The organism is Bacillus sp. ISL-55, from assembly GCF_018613155.1.
GTDB lineage: Bacteria > Bacillota > Bacilli > Bacillales > Cytobacillaceae > Mesobacillus.
Genome location: NZ_JAGGQU010000042.1, coordinates 1 through 20,340, shown reverse-complemented (window position 1 = coordinate 20,340; position 20,340 = coordinate 1). Strand labels below are relative to the sequence as shown.

At 41.5% G+C, this 20,340-nt stretch carries 20 protein-coding genes and 1 other annotated feature; of the genes, 7 read left to right on the top strand and 13 right to left on the bottom strand.

The window, feature by feature from the left end; all coding sequences use genetic code 11:
• Window positions 1–142 precede the first annotated feature (142 nt).
• Window positions 143–430, bottom strand: a complete 288-nt coding sequence (locus tag J7E32_RS19050) for a hypothetical protein (protein WP_214910717.1) — start codon at window positions 428–430, stop codon at window positions 143–145.
• A 60-nt stretch (window positions 431–490) separates the two neighbouring features.
• A complete protein-coding gene (locus J7E32_RS19045; RefSeq protein ID WP_214910715.1) occupies window positions 491–1,477 on the bottom strand; it encodes an HD-GYP domain-containing protein in 987 nt (328 codons plus the stop codon).
• A 342-nt stretch (window positions 1,478–1,819) separates the two neighbouring features.
• Here J7E32_RS19045 and cspD point away from each other — a divergent pair, with 342 nt between their 5' ends.
• A complete protein-coding gene (cspD, locus tag J7E32_RS19040; protein WP_023627628.1) occupies window positions 1,820–2,020 on the top strand; it encodes a cold-shock protein CspD in 201 nt (66 codons plus the stop codon).
• Between the two features lie 333 nt (window positions 2,021–2,353).
• Here cspD and J7E32_RS19035 read toward each other — a convergent pair whose 3' ends face one another.
• Window positions 2,354–2,527: a zinc-finger domain-containing protein gene (locus tag J7E32_RS19035; RefSeq protein ID WP_214910713.1), complete on the bottom strand. Its 174-nt coding sequence runs from the start codon at window positions 2,525–2,527 to the stop codon at window positions 2,354–2,356.
• A gap of 24 nt (window positions 2,528–2,551) precedes the next feature.
• A complete protein-coding gene (locus J7E32_RS19030) occupies window positions 2,552–3,208 on the bottom strand; it encodes a reverse transcriptase-like protein (RefSeq protein ID WP_214910711.1) in 657 nt (218 codons plus the stop codon).
• 197 nt (window positions 3,209–3,405) lie between these two features.
• Between J7E32_RS19030 and J7E32_RS19025 the strand changes: the two genes are divergently transcribed.
• Complete coding sequence (locus J7E32_RS19025; RefSeq protein WP_214910709.1) at window positions 3,406–3,813, top strand: reverse transcriptase-like protein; 408 nt, start codon at window positions 3,406–3,408, stop codon at window positions 3,811–3,813.
• A 1-nt stretch (window position 3,814) separates the two neighbouring features.
• Complete coding sequence (locus tag J7E32_RS19020; RefSeq protein ID WP_214910707.1) at window positions 3,815–4,753, top strand: DMT family transporter; 939 nt, start codon at window positions 3,815–3,817, stop codon at window positions 4,751–4,753.
• Window positions 4,754–4,841: 88 nt separating this feature from the next.
• Here J7E32_RS19020 and J7E32_RS19015 read toward each other — a convergent pair whose 3' ends face one another.
• Both J7E32_RS19015 and J7E32_RS19010 read right to left on the bottom strand, forming a co-directional pair.
• Window positions 4,842–5,123, bottom strand: coding sequence for a DUF6123 family protein (locus J7E32_RS19015; RefSeq protein ID WP_214910738.1), 282 nt, complete (start codon window positions 5,121–5,123; stop codon window positions 4,842–4,844).
• A 54-nt stretch (window positions 5,124–5,177) separates the two neighbouring features.
• Window positions 5,178–5,639 (bottom strand): divergent PAP2 family protein, encoded by a 462-nt coding sequence (locus tag J7E32_RS19010; protein ID WP_214910705.1) that lies wholly within the window; start codon window positions 5,637–5,639, stop codon window positions 5,178–5,180.
• A gap of 157 nt (window positions 5,640–5,796) precedes the next feature.
• Between J7E32_RS19010 and sspL the strand changes: the two genes are divergently transcribed.
• Window positions 5,797–5,928, top strand: a complete 132-nt coding sequence (gene sspL / locus J7E32_RS19005; protein WP_023627620.1) for a small, acid-soluble spore protein L — start codon at window positions 5,797–5,799, stop codon at window positions 5,926–5,928.
• A 111-nt stretch (window positions 5,929–6,039) separates the two neighbouring features.
• Here the strand turns inward: sspL and J7E32_RS19000 are convergent, their stop codons facing one another.
• From J7E32_RS19000 to J7E32_RS18975, 6 genes are all read right to left on the bottom strand, one after another.
• Window positions 6,040–6,930, bottom strand: a complete 891-nt coding sequence (locus J7E32_RS19000) for a 5'-3' exonuclease (RefSeq protein WP_483297622.1) — start codon at window positions 6,928–6,930, stop codon at window positions 6,040–6,042.
• A 177-nt stretch (window positions 6,931–7,107) separates the two neighbouring features.
• Window positions 7,108–7,944, bottom strand: a complete 837-nt coding sequence (locus J7E32_RS18995) for a sulfurtransferase (RefSeq protein ID WP_214910700.1) — start codon at window positions 7,942–7,944, stop codon at window positions 7,108–7,110.
• 207 nt (window positions 7,945–8,151) lie between these two features.
• Complete coding sequence (locus J7E32_RS18990) at window positions 8,152–11,802, bottom strand: dynamin family protein (protein ID WP_214910699.1); 3,651 nt, start codon at window positions 11,800–11,802, stop codon at window positions 8,152–8,154.
• A gap of 372 nt (window positions 11,803–12,174) precedes the next feature.
• The gene (locus J7E32_RS18985; protein WP_214910697.1) at window positions 12,175–12,744 is read right to left on the bottom strand and encodes an isoprenylcysteine carboxyl methyltransferase family protein; all 570 of its coding nucleotides are present in this window, start codon (window positions 12,742–12,744) and stop codon (window positions 12,175–12,177) included.
• 1 nt (window position 12,745) lies between these two features.
• Window positions 12,746–13,831: a type III polyketide synthase gene (locus J7E32_RS18980; RefSeq protein WP_214910695.1), complete on the bottom strand. Its 1,086-nt coding sequence runs from the start codon at window positions 13,829–13,831 to the stop codon at window positions 12,746–12,748.
• Between the two features lie 283 nt (window positions 13,832–14,114).
• Window positions 14,115–14,888, bottom strand: a complete 774-nt coding sequence (locus J7E32_RS18975) for an SDR family NAD(P)-dependent oxidoreductase (protein WP_214910693.1) — start codon at window positions 14,886–14,888, stop codon at window positions 14,115–14,117.
• A gap of 1,071 nt (window positions 14,889–15,959) precedes the next feature.
• Between J7E32_RS18975 and J7E32_RS18970 the strand changes: the two genes are divergently transcribed.
• Genes J7E32_RS18970 through J7E32_RS18960 form a run of 3 tightly spaced genes read left to right on the top strand, consistent with a single transcriptional unit; the run spans window position 15,960 to window position 18,268 of the window.
• A complete protein-coding gene (locus J7E32_RS18970; RefSeq protein WP_214910691.1) occupies window positions 15,960–16,109 on the top strand; it encodes a cytochrome c oxidase subunit 2A in 150 nt (49 codons plus the stop codon).
• 27 nt (window positions 16,110–16,136) lie between these two features.
• Window positions 16,137–16,613, top strand: coding sequence for a cytochrome c oxidase subunit II (locus tag J7E32_RS18965; protein WP_214910689.1), 477 nt, complete (start codon window positions 16,137–16,139; stop codon window positions 16,611–16,613).
• Complete coding sequence (locus J7E32_RS18960) at window positions 16,613–18,268, top strand: b(o/a)3-type cytochrome-c oxidase subunit 1 (RefSeq protein ID WP_214910687.1); 1,656 nt, start codon at window positions 16,613–16,615, stop codon at window positions 18,266–18,268. Before J7E32_RS18965 ends, J7E32_RS18960 begins: the two co-directional genes overlap by 1 nt.
• A gap of 152 nt (window positions 18,269–18,420) precedes the next feature.
• Here J7E32_RS18960 and asnS read toward each other — a convergent pair whose 3' ends face one another.
• A complete protein-coding gene (asnS, locus tag J7E32_RS18955) occupies window positions 18,421–19,812 on the bottom strand; it encodes an asparagine--tRNA ligase (protein WP_214910685.1) in 1,392 nt (463 codons plus the stop codon).
• A 53-nt stretch (window positions 19,813–19,865) separates the two neighbouring features.
• Window positions 19,866–20,099: a binding site (T-box leader), on the bottom strand.
• Between the last annotated feature and the right edge of the window lie 241 nt (window positions 20,100–20,340).

Here is a 20,340-nt window from a genome sequence, read left to right as displayed (position 1 = left end):
GCTTCGCTCTCTATTTTATCTTTTTTTCGACAAAAGCGTAAAGGACTTTTATTGGACTTTGACTGCCTGCCTGCCTGCAGGGTATGTATTTTAACCTATAAAAATAAACAGGCAGCTGAATTGATCAGCTGCCTTAAAGATATTATTCTTCAAATGGCTCAACTATGTTGTTGTCATTGATGTACCAACGATTCCTGTTGACGACTGCCGAAACGGTTAAAATCAGCGAAGGAACCTTTTCGATCCGGACAACGATTGCCCCGACCAGCTGTTGAAAAATCACGAATGACTCCCCATGGCCAAATGCTGCCCACTGGGGACCCATGATGGCAATGGAACGGATGATTTCTTCCTTTTCTGCTTGCTCAAGTGAAAGATGTTGAGAAAAAATGATTATCCAGTCCTCATCACCTATCGAAAAGCGGTACATGCCCTCACCCTTTTAATTCATCATCTTTGACTAATAAAAGATATGAAGTACATCAGCAGATTATACCCCTACGATTGAATCATTTAAGACTCTCGAAATCCTCAAGCCGCGATTAAGACGCAGGTCAACGAGTGTATCTCCCGTTTTAATCAAGGCCCTTAATGGCTCAAATGGGTCAACCATCAAGATTGTCCCCTCTTCACCGTCGCTAAGGAGAACACGCCTTCCGACAAGGCTATCCATGATTCTGTACAGGAATACGAGCATGATTTTGGGATCGAATTTTCCAAATACATCGTTCTGCATCTGGGATATGACAATATGGAAAGGCTCTGCCTGATGATAGACCCTTGAAGACGACATGGCATGGTAGACGTCTGCTATTGCGACGATCTTTGCAAGCTCGTCTATCTTTTCGCTGCGCAGGCTGAACGGATAGCCTCCGCCATCCTCACGCTCATGGTGCTGCAGAGCAATCAGCGCGACTCTTTCACTTAGTTCTGGAATATCCTTCAACATCCGGTATCCGTATACAGTGTGGCGTTTCATCTCATTGTATTCTTCCTGTGTCAGCCTGCCCGGCTTGTTAAGGATGCCGGATGGGATGCGAGCTTTCCCGATATCATGTAGAGTTGCTCCCAGAGTCAAGTCATTCAATTCTGCCTGGCCTAGATTGAGCCATTTCCCTATCAATGTGGAGATGATGCCAACACAGACTGTGTGCCTGTAGGTATACTCATCTTGCGCCTTCAGCTCATAAAAAAGGTGATAGATATGGGGAATTTCCGCCGCCTGCCTGATGACAGGCAGGATTTCATTCTCGATTTCACCAACAGGAACAACTCCTGTATTTGCTACAATATCGAATATCTCTTCCATTTGCCTGGAGGCATCATCGATTTTCACTGAAATATCAGCAAGCTTTTTATTTACTGCTATCTGAGGTGTGTGGTCCTGAATGGCATTGCCATTCCTGATTGTATCCAATAATGCATCAATTTGATGATCAGTCAAGGACGTGAACGCGGATGGAGTGGTCTTCTTCATTAGTACCCTCCTCTGAGCTTTTAATAGACTTCTAGACTTTTTAATTACTAATCTTTACCAGACTTCAATAGAGTTTGATTAAGAAAATAATAACAAATTTTTCCGGAAATAGGAACAAAAGCGGAATGAAATTCATTTTATTTTAAATTGACAAAATTTTAAGATTGTTCAGTTTGTAATACGCTTACATTCTTGACGCAATCCTTACCGATATTGTATATTTAAGACATCATTTAATAGATTATAATTGTCATCTCAAAACGGCAGATGTATCCATTGAATGATAATATTCAACTTTGGCACATATTTTGTGTCGCGAAAGTCATGGGAGGAAAGTTTAACATGCAAAACGGTAAAGTAAAATGGTTTAACAATGAAAAAGGTTTTGGGTTCATCGAAGTAGAAGGCGGAGACGATGTATTCGTTCACTTCTCAGCTATCCAGGGAGATGGCTATAAGTCACTAGAAGAAGGCCAAGAAGTTTCTTTTGAAATCGTTGAAGGAAACCGTGGACCACAAGCTGCGAACGTAGTAAAACTATAATTTAAAAGAATTGAAGGCTGGCGCATAGCGTCAGCCTTTTTTGATTTATTTAATTTAGTTGTGAATACCAACTTTGAATAGCTTTATGGACATTTTGACTTTGGACTCTTTCTAAAATGTCCATTAAATTCACTTTCTTAGACATTTTGACTTCGAACTCCAGTTGAAATGTCCATTAAATTCACTTTCTTAGACATTTTGGCTTCGAACTCCTGTTGAAATGTCTATTAAATGCACATTCTTAGACATTTTGACTTCGAACTCAGGCTGAAATGTCCATTAAATTCCGTTCATGGACTTTTCGGCTTTGGATATCTTTAACCGTTAACCACACTATAGTTTTTGTCCGCACTTTTTAATTTTTTCGCCAACGGTGCATTCATTTATACAGAACCTGTGGGCAGCTCTTTTTCCGTGTTCTTGCCGATGATGCTTTTTCAGGAAGCATCCATTGCAATATGTATTGAGCAATGTCTCTACCTCAGCAAGGATTTTAATACGCGTCAATCTATTCCCGCCTTTCCCTCCTGGTTATAATATTTGCATCTTACTGTTGATCATTTTACCCTGCAATGCCTGTGTGGCCAGTTTATCCGCTTCTTTATTTTCTTTTCTGCCTACAGGGTTATATTTCGGATACAATCCAAGTTCTTTGATCTTATTCTCGATTCTATCAAGCCAACGGTTGAGGGTTTCTTCATAGCAAGGCCATTCCCCTTCAAGCTGTTTTAAAACAACCTGGGAATCACCTTTTATATCGCAGGTCATGTTCCTGACACCCATTTCTTCAAGGATGGTAAGGGCAAAATATAGAGCAGCGTATTCTGCTTCATTATTCGTTTCAAGTTCATCGAAAACTTCATTGGCACGAAGTCTGTACTTCTTCTTTCCTTGTTTGAAGTAGATTATGGTCCCGAGTCCTGCTTTATGATTAAAATTATCAAAACCACCGTCAAAAAAAACGGTAAGATCATGAGGTTCTTCTTCTACTTCTTCAAGAAGCTTTCTCAGTTCCTTTAAAGTCCACGAAGTACCGATTTCATCAAAGAAAGATATTTCACCAGCTCTACCCGATTTTTCTAATTCTTCACCAGCCTGCAGCGCATGCTCGCCATCAAGGAAATCAGAGCTGAATAGGATGGGATCAATGCCTTTAGCTTTGTATTCCCACTCCAATTTATATTTCATGACTTCTCCCCCGCTTTCTGATCTGTTTTTCACTCTGCCAAATGGATTATTTTTAGTTATCTTACCCATTTTCCGAGCCCGTTACAATGAAAAAGGGACGATGAACAAGAAATGGTCCTTGTATATTTTTATAAATTTTCACTGCTATTATGATACACTAACTATTATCTGTACAAACCAACTGGGAGTGATCTTTGTTGTTCGAAGTGTATATTGATGGTGCAAGTGCTGGTAACCCTGGTCCAAGCGGTGCTGGCATTTTTATTAAAGGTGAAGGGGAAGTTTTTAGATATTCCATTCCTCTTGGTGTCATGTCCAATCATGAAGCTGAATATCATGCATTTATAAAAGCATTGGAAATCTGCCTAGATAAAGGTCTTAAAGTTGTCTCTTTCAGAACCGATTCACAGCTTGTTAATGCAGCGGTTGAGAAAGAGTTCGTCAAAAATAAACTATATGCCCCCCTTTTGGAAAAAGCATTAATGCTTGCCAGTCAATTCGACCTCTTCTTCATGAAATGGATTCCATCGAGTGAAAATAAGACAGCTGACGATCTGGCAAGAAAAGCGGTAAGGGACAACAACATGAAAGGAACCGATAACTAACATGAAAGCATCAACTTTCGCGGATCTCAGCTTACTATTCGTAGCCCTCATCTGGGGCGCAACTTTTGTTCTTGTACAAAATGCAATTTCTTTTCTTGAGCCACAAGCCTTCAATGCTGTCCGCTTCACCCTGGCAGCAATCCTATTAGGACTTTGGCTTATGTTTTTTGAAAAAGATCAGCTAAAAAAGCTGGATCGAAAATTAATTGTATCAGGAATAATGCTCGGCTTTTTTCTTTTCATTGGCTATGCATTCCAAACATTAGGCCTGTTGTATACAACCTCATCCAAAGCCGGCTTTATCACTGGTTTAAGTGTAGTCCTGGTACCATTGCTGATGATCGGGATTTTAAAGCAGCGCCCAAGCATCAACTCTATTGCGGGTGTCTCTGCAGCAACTGCAGGTCTATATCTTTTAACAATGTCAGATGTTTCAAACCTTAACATTGGAGACGGCTTTGTCCTCATATGTGCAGCCGGTTTTGCTCTGCACATTGTTTTTACTGGAAAATACAGCAGCAGTTATCCAACACTCCTGTTGACGACAGTCCAAATCTCAACTGTTGCTGCCCTATCTGCAGTATCTTCTGTCCTATTCGAGGATTGGAAGAGGGCATTCAACCCTGAGGTCATTTTTTCAGCGAATGTCATGGTCGCCCTGTTGGTCACATCTATTCTTGCAACCGCACTGGCGTTTTTCATCCAGACCAATTTCCAGAAACATACGACGGCCACTCGAGTTGCTTTGATTTTTGCAATGGAGCCAGTCTTTGCTGCTATTACAGCTTACTTCTGGGCTGATGAACGTCTTACATACGGTGCCCTTGCCGGCTGTTTGCTAATTTTTTCCGGTATGGTTTTTGCGGAATTGCCTTCTGGCAAATTCGAAAGTTTTATTCGTAAGTTCTTCCCAAAAAAAGAGGCTGATTTCAAAGCATAACGCTTTGAAACCAGCCTTTTCTTATAATCCAGTTTATATATTTTCTACTTCGAGAACGCCTAGCCATTCGTGGCGCTTCCGGCTTTCGTTAAACGGCCAAAAGCTCGATTTTTTTAATATACTGCAATGCTGCTTTGCGGGAATGGATTTTATTAGAAGCGAAGGTTTCCAGCAACGATATATAAAAGCTTCCATCAAAACCTTTTTGAGCCTTTAGGGTAATCTCAATGGCTGTATTGGTAAGTTCATCGGTAGAATTTGTATATTGCTGTCCAAAGTAAATAAAGCCGATGGCGTCCTCACGCAACTGGAACCCTTTGCTCTTCAAATGAAGCAAGTAATCTTCAACTGTCCGCACTGACTGAATCAATCCTCTCTTCAAGCCGACTTCTAGTAAAATTTTACCGCATAATTCGAGCATTTTCTACCGTTTTTTCGTTAAAAGATATCCAGCAAAACCCATCGCCATGCCAAAAAGGGCTCCGCCAAGTACTTCTTTTGGCTGATGGCCTAGCATTTCCTTTAATGGATCTGGAGACTTTTCTTCAAACTCTACTGGGTCATCCTCGTGAATCTTATCAATTAATTCATCAAGATCATTTACTTTTAAAGTCAGTTCTCCTGTTTGTCTCCTTATGCCCTGTGCATCATACATGACTATCATGCCATACACGAGTGACAAGGCGAAGTCAATCGAGCGTACGCCTTTTGTAAGTGCTACATATGTGGTTAAAGATGCTACACCAGCTGAATGGGAGCTGGGCATCCCGCCGCTGGCCAAAAATAAATCCGGCTTCCACTCCTGTGTCTTTGCGTAATGAAACGGTATTTTTAAGGCCTGAGCAAGGCCAATACTTGAGATAGCAATAACTGCGCCTTTATTCATTATCCGTCACCTCCATGTTATTTTGAAGAAAAATGATTGCTTTTATTCCTGCACGTTCATAATAAGGATTAAGCTGTACAAAGCAGACAACCTATAAAGGTTATTTCTCATTTCTGAACATTTTTAAACAAAAACATTTCTGGAGGGATCACTGATTATGAGCAAAAAGGGAAACAGAGGAACAAAGGCACCCGGTGTAAACCCGCAAGGCTACGGACAGGATGCAGAATTTGCTGAAGAACCAAAGTCAAAACTGGAAAATGCCGCTAAAAAGAAGAATACAAAATAAGAAAAGCTCAGGCGCCTTGTTCAGCTTCGACAAGGGCGAGGATAGACACCATTTTAAATGCGAAAACATTATAAAAAAAACAACGGCTGGTATAAAAACCAGCCGTTTCCTTTAAGCGTATATTGAGTCATTTTCAAACAGTCTGTGCAGCCCCCTGAGTTCAACTTCATTGAACTTGGCGAGGAGCTTGTCACGGTCAATTTTGAATAGGGCGTCGTCCATCTTGCATTCAACTGGTACATCACATTTGATTTCAGCAAGCTGTCTGCTTAAATGAAGCATTTCAAGGTCGGCCTCGATTTTTGCTCGCTGTGATTTTGTCAGTTGATGCAGATTCGCGATGACACCTTCTACATCCCTATGCTCCTGAAGTAACTTAATTGCCGTCTTTTCACCAATCCCGCGGACACCAGGATAGTTATCACTTGGGTCTCCCATGAATGCTTTCAGATCAATCATCTGTTCAGGCCAGATTCCCTTTTCAGCATACAATGTATTGCGGTCGTGGACCAGGTAATTGCCATAGCCCTTCTGTAGCAGGATGACAGAGATCCGGTCATCGATCAGCTGGAGAATATCCTTATCACCTGTCAAAATTGTAACCGTATCCACTTCCTTAACCGTCCTGGCAATCGTCCCGATACAGTCATCCGCTTCATAGCCCGGCAAGCCAATGTTTGGTACATCCAGAGCTTCCACTACCTCTTTGACAAGGTCAAACTGTGGCAGCAGCTCAACAGGTGCCTCAGGTCTATTTGCTTTGTAATTGTCGAACATTTCCGTACGGAAGGTTTTACTGCCCATATCCCAGCATACAGCAGTATGGGTGGGCTTGAAATTTGCAACTGCAGTCGCAAAGTGTTTGATGAAACCGTGGATCGCATTTGTAGGGACCCCTTTTGAATTGATCATGAACTGTCCGGAAACAGCAGTTGCATAGAATGCCCTGAACAACAAAGCCATCCCGTCAACTAGCATTAGAGAGGTTTTATTATTTTCCAAGTTGGTACCTCCATTTGGTAAAATTTGAGCCATGGCTCTATTTTAAAGGCCTGAAGCCTTAATTTAAAAGTCAACTTTGATATTATAACATAACTCTCGGAGTTCCCTTTTATATTCGGAAAATAGCCATTCTTCAATTAGTGAACTGAATCAAAAGCGCCAACTTTTCTTTAAACTTTATTCACTCCTTGAAACTGGATTTTCTCTGTAAGAAACCCAATCGCTGTAGCTTCCTGCATAAAGCCTGACATTCTCGAATCCAGCTTCTTTTAGAGCGATAAAATTCGGCGTAGCTGTCACTCCAGATCCGCAATACACAATGATAGGCTGATTAGGATCCAGCTCAGCAAATCTCTTTTCCTGTTCATTAACAGGCTTAAAAAAACCACTTTCATACCCTTCCATCCACGGCTTATTGATCGCTGTTGGAATATGGCCTGGAACACGATCGATTGGCTCCTCGTTTCCCAGGTACCTTTTAGTTTCCCGTGAATCTATCAGGACCGCACTTTCCGCCCCTTTTAGTGCGATATCTTTCACCTCTTCATAGGAAGCCAGCATTTCATAATTTTCTGCAACGGTGTATTTTGCAGTCTTATATTGTGGTACGGAATGATCAGCTGGATAGCCAGACTTCTCCCATGCATCGAAGCCTCCGTTCAGGATATAGACTTTTTCATGCCCAACGTATTTAAGGAGCCACCATAACCTTGAGGCGAACGCTCCTTCCATTCCGTCGTAAACAATAACTGTTGTATTGTTATCAATCCCGGCATCCTGCAGTCTTTCTTTAAACAGAGTTGTTTCCGGGAGCGGATGTCTGCCGCCATGTTCTCTGACTGTACCGGAAAGGTCTTTTTCGAGATCGAAATAAACCGCACCAGGAATATGACTGCGTTCATACAGAAGCCTGCCCTCGTCAGGACTCCCAAGCTTGAAACGGCAATCGACAACTCTTGTATTTTCGTCTCCAAGATGGTCATTAAGCCATTCAGAATCTACATGGTTTTGCAAGGAAACCACTCCTCAGGTAGTTTTTTTGGACATCAATTTTTTCACGTGTTCTTTAGGGTCCCAGCAGGAAAATTTATAATGACTCTTCGTTTCATAGCCAAGCCTGCCACAATGGTAGATCATTTTGCCATTCAGCTTTTCAGCCTGAAAATTAACACAAGTAGCACATGCATGAAATCTATTACTGGTCATCTCTGCACTCAACCTTTATTGAAAGTTTCTAATATTTAATAGTGCCCTTTTAACAGTATCAATAGAGAAGTTATCTTCAAGTGCAGATGTAATCCCTTCAAAATACTCTGTGATCTGCTCTGAAAAATCCTCCTGGACTTTTGCAAACTCCCGGACCAATTCAGGCTGATAATGATCTTTAAGCCTATCATTCTCGGCTTCAAGATACTCACCTGCAGGACCATGTAAAAGCTTTTCAAGTTCATCCGCCATTAATTTCTTTTCATTCTTCTCAAAGAAGGATTTAGGATTCCTAAACATGCCCAGGGCTTTTCTAAAATTGTTACGATCAATGTTTTGGTATGCTGTTTCAAATTCTATTCCGGCAAGCGGTCCATTATCTGTTGCAGAAATGGAAATCGATGAGTTAATTTTCACTAGTTCACTTAACAGTGCTTCCTGGAACTCTTTCAAGATCCGGATAATAAACGCTTCGGTTCTTAAAGACGTCGCTCTCATCTCCTGTGCCAGGTCATATCCAATGCTTTCAATCAACTCATCGAGCGCTGTTTCAAGGGCCTTCTTCAAATTGCGTCCATCATCTTTCAATAGCGCAGGATTGAATGACTCCCTAAAGAAGTCACCGAAACGGATGAAGACACGCTGCCGAATGTAATAAGTCAATTCATCGGCCTCAAGGTTCAAGCGCTCCTCAAGTACTGCTGAGTTCTTTTGTGATAAAATAAGCAGCATTTCTTCTTTTTCCGAAAGGAGTTTTCGTCGTTTATCTGCCCTCGCTGCCTTGTCTTCTTCTGCAGAGTTGATCATTTCCTCGATTGTACCCACAGCCTGACGCCATTTTGACTCAGCGGCCTCGACAGCCATATTCATCAGGTCATTGGCGATGAAGGTGTAAAACGCCTTTTCAAATTGATTAAACAGCTGGTCTCCGCCAGTCTCATTTACGAGCTTCGCATTCAGGCCCTTTAAACTGGAAACAGGAAATAGATGCGGCTTCCTGATGCCGTATTGAACAAGCTGGTCCTCGACATACTCTAAAACGGCTTCCTGTTCTTCCTCCGAATTCGCTAAATCAACGGCATTCACAATGAAGAACATTTTATCAAGTTCAAAGGTATCCTTGACCCTGCCAAGCTGAATCAGGAACTCACGATCAGCTTTTGAGAACGCGTGGTTATAGTAGGTTACGAATAATATAGCATCCGAATTCTTGATATAATCGAAGGCTACCCCAGTATGGCGGGCATTGATTGAATCAGCACCTGGTGTATCAACAAGGGTGATCCCCTCTCTCGTAAGCTCACAATCATAATAAACCTCAATCCACTCCACAAAACAGGATTTCTCCTCTTCAGCTACATAACCTCGGAACGATTCAAGATCCACCAAAAGCTTTTCCCCGAAGCTGTTTTTAAAATTGCTGAATCCTTTGGCAAAAGCCTGCAGGAATGAGTAATGCGTCTTTTCTGCCGCGCTGTAACCGCTATCCTCGAATTTAAGACTGTTGATTTGATCGATCGCTCGCTCGAAATCAGATGTTTGTTTGCCGAACAATCCTAACGATCGGTCCAGCTCTTTTAGCAATTCTCCGGCACTTTTGATTTTGACAATTACCGTTCCGTGTCGATGCTCAGTTGTCACCGGTTTAATTTTATTAATGGCAGCAGTTGTCGGATTTGGTGATACCGGCAAAATCCGCTCCCCTACCAGAGCATTCGCGAAAGAGGACTTACCTGCACTGAATGCTCCAAACAAAGCAACAGTAAATTCTCTCTCTTTAAGGCGTGATGCTTTTTCCTTCAGTTCACGGGCGATTTTTTTCAAGCCAGGTATATCTTCAATATGTTCGGATGTGAAATTCATTTTCCTGACCAGCTGCTGTTGTTTTTCGTGAAATTGCTCTATACCATTCCCGGTTTGCTCTACAGGAGCTTCTACTGATGGCACGGCCTTTTCTCTAGTTGTGCTTTCGGTAGCAAAGTCATTATTTAAAATCACTTCCGGCTCGTCTTTATCAGCTTTAAAAACAAGGAAATCTTCCTCTTTATATCCTGCATGTTCGCCATAAAGAATTTCCGACACAAGTCTTCGTTGCTGGTCGAGATTGTTTTGAATTGAATTCAATGCTTTCCAGGCAGATAAAAGCTTCTCGAGATTTTCTTCTTTTTTGAGAAGTTCATTTACCTCCTCATCATCATGACCTTTTACATAGTCAATGAAAAGTTCCTTAATTGGCTCAATCTTTCTTCTTGCAAGATTCTTCAAAGCCTCAGCGACATCATTCGTATAATTGAGGACATAGTCCCCTGATAGTCTCGCGCCAGGCTTAACTGCTTCTGAGAGCAGATCTTTTTGAAACTCGATTTTGAAACCATTTGCTGCTGCCTGCAGCTCGGTCTGCGATAGATTATGCTTCTTGAAAAGCTTTGATAAAAAGTCCTTGATATGCCAGTCGAGCTGGGATTGTACTTTATCCTCAAGTTCCCGGTAGAAATTATCCAATCTAGCTGAGCGGTCCTGTTCTGTTTTTTGTTTAGAGAACAACAAGCCAACTTTAAAGTCTGGCTGCCTTGACTGCAGATACGCCTCGGCCAATTCCCTTGTCTGGAAAGGCATTAGATACGCGTTCTTTAAGATATCCTTGAGACCATCACGGAATTCCCGTTCAGGGTCCCTTTCAACCTGAATTTTTTCAAGCTGCATCTTTATTTTATCGAGCTCATCTGAAAGCTTTTGTCGCTCACTTTCAGAAATCCCTTCCAGGATGGTCTCAAACTGATCTATTTCTTCAGCAACATCCTGCTGAAGACTCCCCAAATGGTCCTCAGACAGCTTTTCCAATGACTTAAAAATTGAAACTGGCAGTATTTCTTTTCTTCTATCCTTTCGCTCCATGATAAATGAACGAAGCTCTTGAAACTGGTTATGTGGTGATTCAGGGTATTTCAGCGACGTATAAAAAATCCCTGCATGCTTTACTCCCCAGTCCGCAAAAGAGTCTTCAACACTTTGCTTAAATTGATTAAAAGACAGTTCTGCATCCAGATGTTTGTCGACCTGGTTGATAATCAAGTAAAGTTCTTTTCCTGCATCCGTTAATTCCTTTGTAAAAAGGAAATTCAGTTCGGATTGGACATGGTTATAATCCATCATATAAAAGACGATATCTGAAAGATGCAGCGCAGATTCAGTGGCAATCCGATGGGCATCATCTGTAGAATCGATTCCTGGTGTATCCATAATGACTGCCTGTTCCAGGAACTCAGCTCCATTATGGCTGATTTCTATAGCCTGGATTTGTTCACCATCCTTGCAGTAGGTTTTGACCGTATCATAATCATACGGAGCCGGATACAGACGTGACCCGCCGTCCTTAAAGATGACCTTGGCATATTCATTACCTGATTTTAGCCGCACCAGATTCGCACTGGTTGGGATAGGGCTTGATGGCAGAATGTTATCGCCAATCAACTTGTTGATCATGCTCGATTTCCCTGCAGAAAAGTGTCCGCAAAAAGCGATTGAAAATTCTTCTTCAACGGCTTTCCTGCCCAATTCCTTTACTTTTTTAGCTATATCTTCATCATGATTTGTATTCATTAAGTTATATATTGATAAAATCTTTCCAAGAAGCTTTTGATCTTGCTGTGCAATAGTTTGGCCCATTCCTCTAACCCCTTGTGACAAAATTGTGAATAACTTTATTTTATATGATTTTTCGGTCTTTTCCTATAATTTCATTTTTGTCCCTTAGAAAAAGTAATGAAAAGCACATTAATCGCTCCGTTAAAGGACAAAAAGAAAAAGCCCGAACCTCAGTCCGGGCTTTCCTTCTAAATGAGAATATTGTTTATTAATGAGGTTTTAGTACATTGCTCAATACATATTTCATAAGTAAGGAATAAGCAGCTACGGTCGAAACAACTAACATGGAAACCATTGGTACGACACCATCCTTAAGATACTTTTTTAACTGAGAATAATTTTCATCTTAAGAAAAGTGTAGCACTACTGATTATCATTTTCAATGGAAGGAGGCTAATTGTCACACTTATTTAACAAATTCGGGACGAAACGCCCCTGTTTAGAGAATTCAGATTCATACTTTGTTAACTCTCTCAATGCCTTTTCCTCTGCAGGAATCCTGATTGATAAAATGAGGATATTCAACAAAGTAAAGACCGCCAATGTAATATAGGCATTGAACATCAATGGAATCACAATCAGCTCGATCGCAACAATTAAATAATTTGGATGCTTGATAATTTTATAAGGTCCTCTCTTAATGACATTAGCTCCAGGAAGAATGATGATTTTTGTATTCCAGAACCTGCCCAATGAAGCTAGTGCCCAAATTCTCATTGTCTGTGTAAAAATAAACAGAGCAAGCAGGACAGGCCAATAATCTGAAAGATTTTTACCCAATAGATTCACTTCCAAAATAAAGGATATGAAAAAAGCTGTATGGATCGACACCATCGCGGGATAATGCCCCTGGCCGAATTCTACGGCTCCCTGATCTTTCATCCAGGCCTCATTTTTTCTCGCGATGACCAGCTCTGTTATCCGCTGAAGGATAATCAAACCTACAAATATGAGAAACACCACGTTACTCCCACCTCATCAATAGCAATTCAGAGCTAAAACCTGGGCCAAGTGCAGCACCGAGTCCAAGATCTCCTGCCTTCGCTGTCTCCATGAACCTTCTTAATACATATAGTATGGTCGCAGAAGACATATTCCCGTATTCTTTTAAGACATCGAGGGAAGTCCTGGTCATTGTTTCAGGAAACTTCAGGGCAGAAACATAGGCTTCCAATACTTTCTTACCTCCTGGGTGCGCAATAAAATGATCAAGGTCTGGAACATCAAGACCATTGGTATTCAAAAACCTTAAGACATTTGGCTGAAGCCAGTTTTCAATGATTGTCGGTATATCCTTCGAAAACACGACATACAATCCCTCATTCTTCACTTCCCATCCCATTACATCTTCAGAATCGGGCATCGTTGTGGATTGTGTACCGATAATATTAGGGGCAGAATCTTTTTTCATTATATTTTCATAGCCAGACTCATCACCACAGACAAGGGCACATGCAACCCCGTCGGCAAACAATGAAGTTCCGATCAGATTGCTTTTTGATCGATCGTTCCGCTGGAAGGTTAAACTGCATAATTCAATGGATAGCACAAGTACCTTGGCCTTCGGGTAGGCCAGGCAGTACTCATATGCACGTGAAAGCCCGCTTGCCCCACCTGCACACCCGAGACCCCATATCGGAATCCTTTTAGTGTATTGTGATGATGGCAATGTATTCATTATTCTCGCATCAATGCTAGGAGTTGACACCCCTGTGCTGCTGATGGTAAAAATAGCATCGATCTCTTCAAGATGGACTTCGTCTTTTAAAAATACATCACTCTTCAGGCAATTTGAGACTGCTTTTGCACCAAGTTCCACAGCCGCCTCAATATACGCATTATTCTTTTCTTCAAAGGTATGGTCATTTTCAAACCAATCAAGATCTTTGGCAAAATGGCGTTTCTCGATTTGGCCGTTCTGAAAAACGGTGAGCAGCCTATTTATATCCTTAAAGGATTCTTTGAATAGCTTTTCAGCGAAGTCCATTACCTTATCTTGTTCTATTGAAAATGGCGGCAATGCTTCTGCGATGGATATGACTCTTGGCATGTTATACTCTCCTCACATCTATGTACGGTTACTTTTTCCATTTACCCAGAGAGTATACAGTCAAACTAGCTTTCATTAAGACGAAAAAAAAAGCTTTCCCCGCAATTGGGAAAAGCCTAACGTTTTGAAGGAGTTGCTGTGCAAATTCATTATACAATGCTCTCTTGCCTTATACATTATAAAATCTTTACCAGTTGACAATCTATTTGTTTTTGACAGATTCATTCTTGTCATGGTCTTTCTGGATAAAAGCAAACCCTTCCTTTATTCCGTAGATACCTGGTCAGAATCCGTGAATCGTCATACCTCCGTCGACGAATAAAGTTTGGCCTGTCACATAGTTTCCTGCTTTAGAACTTAGGAAAACAACTGGTCCTACCAGTTCAGGCAATTCCCCAATTCTTTTCAACGGCGTTACTGCAAGGATATCTTTTACATATGATTCATCAGCCAATAGTTTTTCAGTCAGAGGTGTTTTGAAATACCACGGACCAATTGAGTTCACATTGATACCGTATTGTCCCCATTCCATTGCCAGCACCTTTGTCATCTGCATGAGGGCTGCCTTAGTTGCTGCATACACGACACCTGTCCTAAGGGCAACTTGTCCAGCAACAGACGCGATATTAATGATTTTTCCGCCTGTTTCTTGTTCCTTCATGATTTTTCCAGCTTCCTGAGACATCATGAAGGCTGATTTTAAATTGGTATCCATAATCGTTTGCCATTCTTCATCTGTCGCCTCTAACGCCTTGGAACGGATATTCATGCCAGCATTATTGACGAGGATATCAATCTTTCCCCATTCAGTGCGTACTGCTGAAATTGACTTATGTACTTGATCCCTATTGGTTACATCTGTGGGGAGCACTAGAGTTTTACTTCCTAATTTTTCAATTACCGAAGAAGTTTCTTTAAGATCTTCCTCCGTTCTTGCAAGTAAGGCAACATCTGCTCCAGCTTCAGCCAGGCCGATGGCGATCGCCCTGCCAATCCCTCTTCCCGCACCGGTCACTACCGCTGTTTTCCCCTTCAATTCAAAAGATGGCAAAAACATTCACATCATCCTCCCGCTCTAAATTGATTTAATTTTAACATAATACGCAGGAAAATCAGGTTTACCCGCCTTGTAAAAGAAAAAGCACCAAACCAGGTGCTATTTTTCGTTGGACTGCTTTTGGACTTCAATCCATATTTGCTTTTCTGCTGCTCCCCCACATTTTTTACATAATCGCATTTCATCATAGATGAGACGGCAATGTTCACAATAAAACTTTTGCATATTTTCCACTTCCTGAAAGATCCATTTTCTATTAGTTTATTAGACTCCGCTTAGAATGGTGATTCCTATTTTCCTAATGGATTCAAGAATCCGTCGTTATTTTGACAGCTATGATGCTGGAGAGTTCAAAGCTGTCATGATCTCTATGTTTTTTTTGACAGGTTTTGTGATGAAGTGGACAAAGCTGTCATGATTCCTTCGTTTTTTTGACAGCTTTGGTGGTGTAGAGACCAAAGCTGTCACGATTACTACGTTTTTTTGACAGCTTTGATGGTGGAGAGACCAAAGCTGTCACGATTCCTTCGTTTTTTTGACAGCTTTGATGGTGGAGAGACCAAAGCTGTCACGATTACTACGTTTTATTGACAGCTTTGATGGTGGAGAGACCAAAGTTGTCACGATTCCTTCGTTTTTTTGACAGCTTTGATGGTGGTGAGACCAAAGCTGTCATGATTCCTTCGTTTTTTTGACAGGTTTGATGGTGGAGAGACCAAAGCTGTCATGATTCCTTCGTTTTATTGACAGGTTTAATGATGAAGTGGACAAAGCTGTTATGATTCATTTGCTCTCCAATGTCAAGTCGATCTATCACATCCTGACCTGTTAGTTTGTGATTTTGCTCACTGTTTCACATGACGATTTTCACAGATTATTCACAATTACCCCTCGTACCATGTGACTTAAATCACTGTGTTGACGCGTTTTCACCATTAACATAGTAAATATGTCAGGTATGAACAATTTGTGAACTGTCTGAAACCATATTTACGTATCCAAATTGTTTTGTATTATGAGAGTGTACTTATCAATTAAATCGAACATTTTTTACGAAGGGAGTGGACCGGGATGGCTCAGCCTGGAATTGGGAAGAAAACACATACGAAGGTGGAAGAACAATCTTCCTTGAAAGGAACACTTGCATCTGTGTTCTTGTTAGGATTCTTTTTAATCGCTACTTGGGTAGGCGTTTATTTCTTATTTGTTAATCGTTTTTAAGAGAGACCAAAAGGGGAGAAAGAAGTTATGCATATTCATAAATTTGAAAAAATCTGGCTGATTTTCGGAATTACGACACTGATCGTATTCCTAAGTGTAATTGGGGTCAGTGCCTTCTACTTAGGCAACCAGCCTCCTAGCTGTCTTGCAACAATCAATCCTGAAAAGGTAGATACTACAGCACCTTTCAATGAGCCTGGATTGAAGAAAGTTGAAGGAAAAGAATGGGATTACGAACTTGTTTTTGTAGCATCTGCATTTTCCTACAATCCTGGACAGGTAGAAGTTCCAAAGGGAGCTAAAGTGAAAGTGATCGCAACAACAAAGGATGTAATTCACGGCTTCCAGGTGGCAGGCACAAATATCAATATGATGCTCGAGCCTGGATATATCAGTGAATTCGTCACAACATTTGACAAGGCTGGGGAATACCTGATTGTTTGTAATGAGTATTGTGGAGTCGGCCACCACATGATGACGTCGAAAATAGAGGTGGTAGAATAATGAATACTAAATTAATCAATCCAAAAGTTGACCGCCGCGACGGCAAATTGGCAATGGCCCACTTTTATGTTGCTTTCATCGCACTTGCCATCGGCGGACTTGCCGGCTTGCTCCAGACACTTGTCCGTTCTGGAAAATTCGAATTACCTTCATGGACAGGATACTACCAAATCCTGACCATCCACGGTGTCGTACTTGGACTCGTGCTAACAACATTTTTCATTATGGGATTCCAGCTCTCTCTTGTGAGCAAAACATCCGGAACATTAACTGATAAACAGCGAAAGACTGGCTGGATTGGTTTCTGGACAATGACAATCGGTACTGTAATGGCTGCTGTCATGATCCTGACAAACCAGGCTTCTGTCCTATATACATTCTACGCACCATTACAAGCCCACGCACTCTTTTACTTAGGACTTACACTTGTAATCGTCGGAAGCTGGATTGACGGTGCTGCAATCATCATGGCTTACACTTCATGGAGAAAAGCAAACCCAGGAAAGCCTAGCCCGTTGTTGACTTTCATGTCACTTGTCAACACGCTTATGTGGATCGTAGCTACGATTGGTGTTGCTGCAACAGTACTATTCCAATTGCTTCCTTGGTCACTGGGACTTGTAGATCGTGTAGATGTTCTAGTTAGCCGTACATTGTTCTGGTATTTCGGCCACCCGCTTGTGTATTTCTGGCTATTGCCTGCATACATGGCATGGTACGCAATCGTTCCAAAGATTATTGGCGGAAAGATTTTCTCTGATTCATTAGCAAGGATGTCATTCATCCTGTTCCTGTTGTTCTCGATTCCGGTAGGATTCCACCACCAACTAATGGAACCAGGTATTGACCCAGCATGGAAGTTCCTTCAGGTTATTTTAACATTCCTTGTTGTGATCCCATCACTGATGACCGCATTCTCATTGTTTGCGACATTTGAAATGTTTGGACGTTCTAAAGGTTCTACCGGCTTATTTGGTTGGGTGAAAAAGCTTCCTTGGGGTGATGCCCGTTTCGCAGTGCCGTTCATCGGTATGCTTGCATTCATCCCTGCCGGTGCTGGCGGACTTGTCAACGCATCCCACCAGCTTAACCAAGTCGTGCACAATACAATTTGGGTCACTGGTCACTTCCATTTGACTCTTGCAACTTCTGTTGTCCTGACATTCTTTGGGATTTCCTACTGGCTTGTCCCTCACCTGACTGGAAGGGTACTTACAAAGGCTATGAATAAACTAGCCATTATCCAGGGGATTGTTTGGGCAATTGGTATGACATTCATGTCTGGCGCGATGCACGCTGCCGGCCTGCTAGGAGCTCCACGCCGTTCTTCATTCTCAACATACGGCGGTTCAGAGCAAGCAGCTGAATGGATTCCTTACCAGGTAGCACAGGCAGTTGGCGGATCGATCCTTTTCCTTGGAATCATCCTGATGCTTTACATTTTCATCAACCTTGCTTTCTTCGCACCTAAAGGGGAAGAAGAATTCCCTGTTGGAGAAGTTGCTGATCAAGCAGAAAAAACTCCGATGGTATTTGAAAACTGGAAACTATGGCTCGGTATCACTGTTCTTTTGATTCTATTTGCATACACGATACCGTTCATCGACATGATCGAGAATGCACCGATTGGGTCGAAAGGATATAAATTCTTCTAGAAAACACTTTAACTGAATGAGTTTTTAGAAATAAATTAACCAAAACAGGGTTTGAAATCGCGAGAGATTTCAAACCCTGTTTTTTTTTTCACTTTTACCATAAAAAAATAGGATGCCGCAGCATCCTATTTTTCATTTTCACCCATATTTAATTAAAATTCTGCATTTCCTGGTGTACGAGGGAACGGAATGACATCGCGGATGTTCTTCATTCCGGTTAGATACATGACAAGTCGTTCGAACCCAATGCCATACCCAGAATGCTTAGTGCTTCCGTATTTCCTAAGCTCGAGATACCACCAGTAGTCTTCTTCAGACATACCTAGTTCTTTGATTCTTTCTGCAAGGACTTCTTCCCTTTCCTCACGCTGGCTTCCGCCGATTAACTCACCAATTCCAGGGACCAAAAGGTCGGTCGCGGCAACTGTCTTTCCGTCTTCATTCGCTCGCATATAAAATGCCTTGATGTCTTTCGGATAGTCGGTAACGAAGACTGGACGCTTGTAAATCTCCTCACTAAGGTAGCGTTCATGTTCCGTTTGTAAATCCGTACCCCATTCAACTGGGTATTCAAATTCTTTGCCTGAGTTCTTTAATAATTCAACTGCTTCGCTATAAGTAACCCTTCCGAAATCGGAATTCAATGCATTCTGCAATCTTTCCATAAGTGTTTTATCGATAAAGCTGTTAAAGAAGGCCATTTCTTCTGGTGCATGTTCAAAAACGTAATCAATGACATACTTGACCATTTCTTCTCCAAGGTCCATGATATCCGGTAATTCTGCAAAGGCAACTTCCGGCTCGATCATCCAGAATTCTGAGGCATGACGTGCCGTATTGGAATTTTCGGCTCTGAATGTCGGACCAAAGGTATACACATTACGGAAAGCTAGAGCAAAGCTTTCGACATTTAATTGGCCGCTTACAGTTAAGTTGGTTTCTTTGCCGAAGAAATCTGCACTTTCATCCACTTTTCCATCTTCGGTTTTCGGAAGCTGGTTTAAGTCCATTGAAGTCACACGGAACATTTCTCCTGCTCCTTCAGTATCGCTTCCAGTGATAATTGGTGTATGTACATAGACAAACCCTTTGTCTTGAAAGAATTTGTGAAGGGCATAGGATGCAAGAGACCTTACTCTGAAAACGGCTGAGAAGGCGTTGGCTCTCGGACGTAAGTGAGCGATTGTTCTCAAATATTCAAGGGTATGTCTCTTTTTTTGTATAGGATAATCTGCATCCGATAACCCCTCGACGACAATTTTAGTCGCTTTAATTTCAAATGGCTGCTTCATTTCAGGAGTTGGTACAAATTCGCCTTCAACTAATACAGAAGAACTGATAGGCAATTTTGTAATTTCTTTAAAGTTATCAAGGGTATCCTCAAAAACAACCTGTACACTCTTAAAGAATGTTCCATCGTTTAGCTCCATGAAGCCAATCGTCTTGGAGTCGCGAAGAGTACGGATCCATCCTGTTAATTGAACAGTTTTGTCTTTAAAATTTTCTTGATTTCTGTATAAATCTTTTACTACTGTCTTAATCATAATAAGCCTCCTTATGGTAATTTTTTGCAATAAAAAAAGCCTTCTATCCCTAAAAAAGGGACGAAAGGCTGAACTTCCGCGGTACCACCCAAATTGTCATAAAATGACCAACTTTACTAATGCATAACCCAGTATATAACGTGCTGGAAACGTCTAAGCCTACTCAAGTTACCCCTTTCGGTTAGAACTCAAAGGTGTTCTTCATTTATGCTTCATCACCAGGCTTCCACCGTCCCCGGCTCGCTATCGAATATGGCAAAAACTACTTTCCTTTTCATCGATTTAAGATATATAGTTTTAAAAGGATTTTTACTGTAATAATTTATCACAAAAGATATTCCTTTGTCTAGTTGCCCCCTGATTTATCTACATTTTTCCCTAAAAATCATTATGTAAAATTTAAAATGAATCAATTTAATTAAAATAACGCTCTGTTAAACTCGGCTGCTGATTTTCGTTCCAGGCGCTTCGCTTTCCGCGGGCAGTCGGGGAGCCTCCTCGGCGCTATATGCGCCTGCGGGGTCTCCC